At 39.2% G+C, this 7223-nt stretch carries 8 protein-coding genes; 5 read left to right on the top strand and 3 right to left on the bottom strand.

Annotated elements, in window-relative coordinates; all coding sequences use genetic code 11:
• Window positions 1–279: 279 nt before the first annotated feature.
• Window positions 280–879 carry a class I SAM-dependent DNA methyltransferase gene (locus V6B33_RS21140; RefSeq protein WP_334219631.1) on the bottom strand — a complete coding sequence of 200 codons (600 nt, stop codon included), beginning with the start codon at window positions 877–879 and terminating at the stop codon, window positions 280–282.
• A gap of 118 nt (window positions 880–997) precedes the next feature.
• Here V6B33_RS21140 and V6B33_RS21135 point away from each other — a divergent pair, with 118 nt between their 5' ends.
• Window positions 998–1492, top strand: a complete 495-nt coding sequence (locus V6B33_RS21135) for a metallophosphoesterase family protein (RefSeq protein ID WP_334219630.1) — start codon at window positions 998–1000, stop codon at window positions 1490–1492.
• 42 nt (window positions 1493–1534) lie between these two features.
• On the opposite strand, the gene V6B33_RS21130 is transcribed toward V6B33_RS21135, so the two are convergent.
• Together V6B33_RS21130 and V6B33_RS21125 are read right to left on the bottom strand one after the other, a co-directional pair.
• Complete coding sequence (locus tag V6B33_RS21130; RefSeq protein WP_334219629.1) at window positions 1535–2359, bottom strand: GNAT family N-acetyltransferase; 825 nt, start codon at window positions 2357–2359, stop codon at window positions 1535–1537.
• Window positions 2360–2500: 141 nt separating this feature from the next.
• The gene (locus V6B33_RS21125; RefSeq protein WP_334219628.1) at window positions 2501–3562 is read right to left on the bottom strand and encodes a DUF3900 domain-containing protein; all 1062 of its coding nucleotides are present in this window, start codon (window positions 3560–3562) and stop codon (window positions 2501–2503) included.
• A 228-nt stretch (window positions 3563–3790) separates the two neighbouring features.
• Between V6B33_RS21125 and V6B33_RS21120 the strand changes: the two genes are divergently transcribed.
• From V6B33_RS21120 to V6B33_RS21105, 4 genes are all read left to right on the top strand, one after another.
• Window positions 3791–4780, top strand: a complete 990-nt coding sequence (locus V6B33_RS21120) for a cation diffusion facilitator family transporter (protein ID WP_334219627.1) — start codon at window positions 3791–3793, stop codon at window positions 4778–4780.
• Window positions 4781–4902: 122 nt separating this feature from the next.
• Window positions 4903–5532: an NUDIX hydrolase gene (locus V6B33_RS21115; protein ID WP_334219626.1), complete on the top strand. Its 630-nt coding sequence runs from the start codon at window positions 4903–4905 to the stop codon at window positions 5530–5532.
• A gap of 370 nt (window positions 5533–5902) precedes the next feature.
• A complete protein-coding gene (locus V6B33_RS21110) occupies window positions 5903–6346 on the top strand; it encodes a hypothetical protein (RefSeq protein WP_334219625.1) in 444 nt (147 codons plus the stop codon).
• Window positions 6347–6532: 186 nt separating this feature from the next.
• Entirely contained in the window at window positions 6533–7084 is a 552-nt protein-coding gene (locus V6B33_RS21105; RefSeq protein WP_334219624.1) for a DinB family protein, read from the top strand.
• Window positions 7085–7223 lie beyond the last annotated feature (139 nt).

Genomic DNA, 7223 nt, shown 5'->3' with positions numbered 1-7223 from the left:
CTTGCAACAATAGGGGTGCAACGCACTTGCCGAGGAGACTCACGGGCTACCCGCGGAAAGCGAAGTCTTGCACGGAAATCATTAGTGGTATTCAGTGGTCATCACTGATAATGTTCGCCTTTAGGTAGTTGTTTTATTGTTTTATCCCAGCCTCATTATTCTTTTTGATTTTCTTGCCAAATTGCTTTTTAATTTTGGTGCGAATTACTATACGAAAAGCAATGTTAATTCATATTTTGTACTTCAAAACAGAACCACTTATAATTTTAATAGGGGTTTTCATTTTGTGCACTTCACTGAAACAGTTAACGCGGGTCGGAATTTTTTATATGATATCTGAATGTTTTTGAATCCTGCACAGGTCAATTCGTTCGAAATTTGTTCAGCGTAAATGCGTGCTGTACTGTCTTTTTCTTCTTCTCCCCGTGGCTGTACAGTGATAAGCATGGTTCCGCCTGGCTTGAGCATTTGATGTAAATGGAAAAGAGATTTATTCACGTCAGTCCAGAGCGGATAATTATTCACTGAAAAAATGTGATCATAATATTTATCATATATTCGAAATTGAGAGATATCGTGGACGAACAAACGCACTCTGCCTTTTTCAACGGCTTTTTTATTTTTTTGATGGGCAGCTTCTTTCATGGTTGAAGAAATATCGACTCCATCAATCGTCGTGCAGGAATCATATTGTATGATTTCATTAATGCAATAACCAGGTCCGTAGCCTACTTCCAAGATATGGTCTCCTTTTTGTATGTGCAGCTGATGAAGGGACCACTTATTGATTCTGCGATTATCAACTTCCATTATCTTTCCGACGATCCAACCCAGCAGCCCTCTTGGTCGCTTGAATTGATTTTGCAGTGAAAATAGCATGTTATCTCCTCATTTATGATTGATAATATCATCATTCCACTGACTGTATGTTTTGAAACGTTAGGCGGAACGACGGGAATTTGGTATTCTAAATGCAGAAACACGAAAGGAGTAAAGAATGAAAATAACCGTACTTTCAGATACACACATGACAAGGGGAGGGAAGAAATTTCCTGAAGTGCTTGTCAAAGATTTGGAAGAAAGTGAACTGATTATTCATGCTGGCGATTTTCAGACTGTAGAAATATTCAACAGTTTGAAGGAATACGGAGAATTGACGGCTGTGGCCGGAAATGTGGATGAAGAGGAATTAAAGCAGATTCTCCCTACGAAAACAACACGTGTGTTACATGGAATTAATATAGGGATCGTTCATGGAGATGGCAAAGGAAAGACAACTGAAAAAAGAGCAGAAGAGGCCTTCAGTAATGAAGCCGTTGATTTAATCATATTCGGTCATTCCCATATTCCTTATTTACGGTATCATCAAGGCGTATTATTGTTCAATCCGGGTTCACCTGCAGATAAACGCAGGCAGCCAGCCTATTCTCACGGTGTTCTTACTATTGAGGATGAATCCAGCTGGTCTATACATCATAAATTTTACACTTGATAAAGGGTGGTAAAAGGCCTTTATTGCCACCCTGAATGAAAGTCAAATGTTGAATTGATAGTAATCCTGGCTGTAAATTGATTTAAAACCGCTTTTTTCATAGAGCTTCAACGCATTGGTGTTTGCAGCAGCGACATCAAGGAAGATATTATGTGTCCATAGGGATTCTTCCCGGACTATATGGGAGAGAGCCTTTTGTCCAATTCCTTTACCTTGATATAAAGGATCAACAGCAAAACCATAGATGAAGCTCTGATCCTGTGTTCGCTGCACTCTGATTTTGCCGACCGTATTGCCGCCGGCTTCGATCATCAACCTCCTTTGTCCGGATTCCTTACTAATCTGCCGAACCATGGATTCAGCATCAGAATGACTTTGCCCGAAACATTCGATGTCTAATTTGATGCAATAAGGAATATCGTCTTCCTGCATTTCTCTTATCATCAACCCTTCAGACAAAGGGAGCTGATCAAGGGGTTCCCATTTCATTTCATATTCAGTGAAATCGTACACCGCATTTATGGAAGAAGCGAATGACTTTCCTGAAACAGATGAACCTGGCACGTTAATCAGAAGGGATCTGGCATTTCGATCTTTTAAAGAATTCTGCGCTTTCGAAAGCAATTGGGAAAAGACTCCTTTACCTCTTGATTCAGGGTGTACCATTCCGCATAATTCATACTGGTCACCGAAACCGTAAAGAGCAAGATAACCAATTAGAGTTTCATCTTTGTAATGAAAATAATCATCTTCAAGTATGGATCGTTGTTTAAGCATATCCCAATTCAATTTCAATTTAATCCTATCGTGCTTTTCGCAGATACTTTGCAGGGTTCGTATATCGTTCAGTTTTTTATTATTCAGCATAGCAGCTCTCCTATATAAAAAATGATAGAATATTCTAATTAATCTTATTTGATTTTTATCATTTAAACAATAGTTGATTTTATAAAAGATCTTTAAATACAAGGTATCTTCTATGGACTCGAAACAATAAAAGAGGTTAACCTATTCCTTTGTTTCGATTCTCTGAATCACATCATGCAGGTCATCAGGCTTTAAAAATTCCAAGGGGGAAAAACCTTTTTCAAACATTACGGATTCACTTTCAATCATAAGTATATATTTACCGTTCACTTTCGCTAAATGTATACTATCCCCGAAGTCGGAGAGAAGGGCTTTTATCGAAACATGATCAAGCTTAACTTTTAATTCCACTTCTGGGGAATGTTCGACAATTTGTGAAGCAGCCTCGACTACCTGCTCAGTGGAGAACCGTTCTTGAAGTTCCCTTTTTGGACTGATTGCCCATTCTTCCATTGCCTGTTCAAATTCAACACGTTCATCACTAGCTTCGACATATGATTCTTCGATATGTTCTTTAACCATGCCGTATACTTGCGACTTTACGATTTCAGGCATTGATTTCTCATATTCAACCCATTTAAGAAAGTCCTCGAAGTAACGGGCGTGGGATGCCTGGTGTATTTTCAGTTCAGCTGAATCCATCATTCCCTCTTCGGGCATATAGGGATATTGGATCGATTTCATATTTTTAGTCGTGATTGCCATCTCCACGTTGTGAATAAGCGTTGACTCATCTGTGATTCTTGCAACTTTCGGTTCAAAATCGCACTTCATGATGAACACAAAGGGGTCATCGAAAAACTTCGTCAGTTTCGCGGTAGCGACTAATAGGACGCCACCCCTGATGGCACTTGTCTCTATATACATCTGTACGATTTGGTCACATGTCTCCTGGAACGATTCTTTTTTTTCAGCAAACCTGGTTTTATGAAATAAATTGTAGTTTGGATTGGAAGTCAATTCGTGCCCTGGTTCTACGACGAATCGTCCGATTTTTGTTGGAGCTGAATCCGACTTGGCGTGACGATCCACTTTTCTTTTGACGATTTTCGTTAATTCTCCGTCTAAAAATGTCTTCAAGGGGCTTTCTTCATACTGTGGCCCAGTAAGTGTCTGAAAGTGCTTGAAATGCTTATCTGCTTCTTCTCCCTTTCCATCTACATGTATTAAATAGAAGGAAAGGTGTTGAATCGTAAAATCCATTCTTGTGCTCCATTTCTTGTGGAAGATTTTCTTTCAAAGAATTCCTTATATTTTTTCAGTATAAGAAAGCTGAAAAGGTTCGTCAATTCACTTATGAAACTTACTCTGTAGAGAGATACTAAACTTTATTGAATGAATTCAGAGTGAACTATGTTCATGCACAGGTCCTCCGAAGGGGAAAGGATAATCATTACTCAAATAACAATACAGGAAAAATGAGAAGCAGGGGTGAATACTTTGAGCAAGCAAACAATATGGGGATTAGTGAAAAAAGGGAATAAATCTTCCCTGTATGCAATGATTGGAAATACAGTCCTTGCCATTGCAAAAGGGATTGCCTATTTTGTCAGCGGAAGCGGTGCGATGTTCGCTTCTGCCATGCATTCTTTGGCCGACTCTGTTAACCAGGGATTTGTTTTTGTCGGAAGTGTATTGTCTGAAAAAGAACCTACGAAAAAGTTTCCCACGGGTTTTGGGCGTGTTATCAATCTATTCTGTATGATCGCCGTGATTGTTGTATCCATCATGGCTTATGAAACAATCAAGGAAGGTATTCATCTGCTTTCTCATCCGGCAGAGGTTAAGGGGATTCTGCTCAATGTATCCATCCTGCTGCTGAATATCATTATAGATGGAGCGATCCTGGTGAAGGTGATGAAAGAAATAGGTGAAGAAGCCAGGGATATTAGAAATGGCATGGGTATCATACCAGGTGCAATCAAAAATGTGAAGAAAGCATCTCCTCCAACAAGACTAGTCTTTTATGAAGATGTAGTTGCAGTGACAGGTGCTGCACTGGCTCTAATTGCCGTAATCGTTTCCTATTTCACAGTGTTTCAGCTGATGGATGGGATCGTTACAATCATCATCGGTTTCCTGATGGTCGGTGTGGCATTCAGAGTAGGGTTTGATAACATGGTCGGGTTGATCGGAGTTGCGGCACCAAAAGAAGTTGAAGACAAAGTTGCCGCGAAGATCCTTGAACATGAAATGGTCATGGATATTTATAAGATGAGGATCACCCAGGAAGGAAGATACTATCATGTTGAATCCTATCTTGAATTGAAAAAGGGGCTGCCGTTATCACAGGCGGATGACATTAAATTTGAGATTCAGGATCAATTGACAAATGACCCTGACATAACGGATGTCACACTTGGGATCATAGAAGACGATGGGATTCAGGGATGGGAAAAGAATCATGCCCCCCAGAACTAAAGAAAAGTGGTGGGGAAAAATTTGCCCCAGCCTTTTTTTTATGTTTTGAGAATGGATCTTATCATTTGGTGACTCTTGATGTTCATATTATAATGGATAGACAGTTGATCGGGGGTGAAGGAATGAACGTAGATGACATCATTCACTTAATAAAGAGCAGGACCCCTAAGGTACTGGGGAGTGAAAACTTCAGGGAGTATGCCATCTTAGTGCCGTTGATTGAGGTGAAAGGTGAAACGCATATTTTGTTTGAAGTCAGATCCTACAACATGCGACGACAACCGGGTGAAATTTGTTTTCCTGGCGGAAGGATCGACAAAGGTGACAAAGATGCAAGGTCAGCGGCCATACGCGAAACATCTGAAGAATTGGGGATAACTCAGGATTTGATTACCGATATTTATCCCCTGGACTATCTGGTCTCTCCTTTCGGCACGATCATTTACCCCTTCGCCGGTAGATTGAATGTCGGAAAAAAGGATTTGAAACCGAACGGGGATGAAGTGGAGGAAGTGTTTACTTCCCCAATAAATGTCCTTCAGGAGAAGGAACCGGAACTATATGACATTAAATTTTCGGTACAGCCTGAAGAGAATTTCCCTTATAAAAAGATACCTGGCGGAGAAAATTATGATTGGCAGGCAAGGTCCATGAAAGAGCATTTTTATTACTATGAGGACAAAGTGATCTGGGGGCTGACGGCAAGAATACTTCATCATTTTATTAAAATCATCTCAAACACTAAAATTTAATTAATCTTATCTGCAAAATGTAATTGAATTTGACATAAATGTCCCTGTTTTGCTTTCTTCGGCAAAGAGATATGTCGGAGAAAGAACTATTACTCTCCTTGTTGTCGGTATTTGTTTGGTTTGTATTCGTTTAAATGGAGGTAAACAGTATACAAATAAAGGTAACCGGGAGGGACTAAAATGATCATTCGTGCAAAATCTTGGAGAATGCTGAGTGTTCAAGAAAAGATGTTTATCCTAAAAGCCATTTGCAATAAAACCATCCATACCAATAAGATGGCAGTGAAGTAATATTCTTTGTGGATTTATTTTCTATTCCCGGACTGTTAAAATGTAAAAAGGCAGACACATTTTGCAGGAGGACATACTATTGAAGAAAAATATATTGGTCATCACCGTCCTAATTGTTATAATCTTATCTGGCTGTAACCGTAATGCGGCAGAGATGATTACAAATGGGAAAGTGATGATCAACAAAGAAGAAAGAACGATCACATTTCACGGAATACTTACTGACAAGAATTTGGAGCCGGATACATCATTCCAAGCCCGTTTCTTCCTTCAGGGAAGTACGATAAGGAATGCAGTCGGGACTGATTTGGTATATTCCGATAAAGAATTGAAAAGTGATTCGGATCCGGCGGAATCAGAAAAATATGATGTTCAAGCCACGCTCAAAATAAAACAGCCGGACAAAATAGAAGAGCTGGTCAAAGTGATTAACGATAAAGAAGAGAAAGCTGTCACGATTGAAGTCATTAACGATAAAGGTCGATTGGATGATCAAGTGATACATAAGGTGGTAGAGAAGTAGAGTCCTTCAGGCTCTGCTTTTTTCAATCATCCATCCATGCTGAATGGATGAACTTTATTCTATCATTTATCCAAGCATTCTTCACAGATAAATTTGATAAAGTGTAAAACAGAAATAGAATGCAAGGCAGGAAATGTAAAACTTATACCTAATACTATATAAGGGATTAGAAAAAGGGGGCATTATATGGATCAGGATTCGATCTTTTTAATCAAAGAAAAAAGTGGTCTAAATAAAGACTTTTCTCTTCTCGTATCGATGATGGATTATGCAAGATTAACAACGGTTCAGGAAGTGGAAAATCTTAGTGTGGAGGAATTGGACTACCGGGTTCACAATGAAGCGAATTCGATTGGAATGCTTCTGGCTCATTTTGATGCAGTGGAAAAAATCTATCAGGCTCTGACCTTTAAAGATTTAAGTGACGAGGAACTGGATCAATATGCGGAAACTCTGGAACCAGCTTTAAGCCTTGGGAAAGAGGCTGAAGTGATAAACGGGAGGGACGTCAGCATATATTTGGACAGATTAAGTGAGACAAGAAGTAAAACGATAAACCATTTCAGGGATTTGCCGGAAGGTTGGCTGTTTTTGGAAACGGATTGGTGGTATGGAAAGAAGGGCAATAATTTCTTTAAATGGTTTCATGTATTTGAGGATGAAATTAACCATCGGGGACAGATCAGGATGATCAAGAAAATCCATTCCCGAGATAAAGAAAAGGAAAAAATCAAGTAAGCACGGTAATTTGTCCTATTTTTTTCCTATTCTTGAGTTTTGATAAACAGTCTGTTATAGTATAAATAATTATTTTTGTTCGGTTAGTTTACATGATTGAAGAACATTCGACTTGGAGCTCAATCGAAGCAAGAATATT

Source organism: Mangrovibacillus sp. Mu-81 (genome assembly GCF_036867415.1).
In the GTDB taxonomy this organism is placed as follows: domain Bacteria; phylum Bacillota; class Bacilli; order Bacillales; family Bacillaceae_B; genus Rossellomorea.
This window is presented reverse-complemented; position numbering and strand designations above follow the sequence as displayed.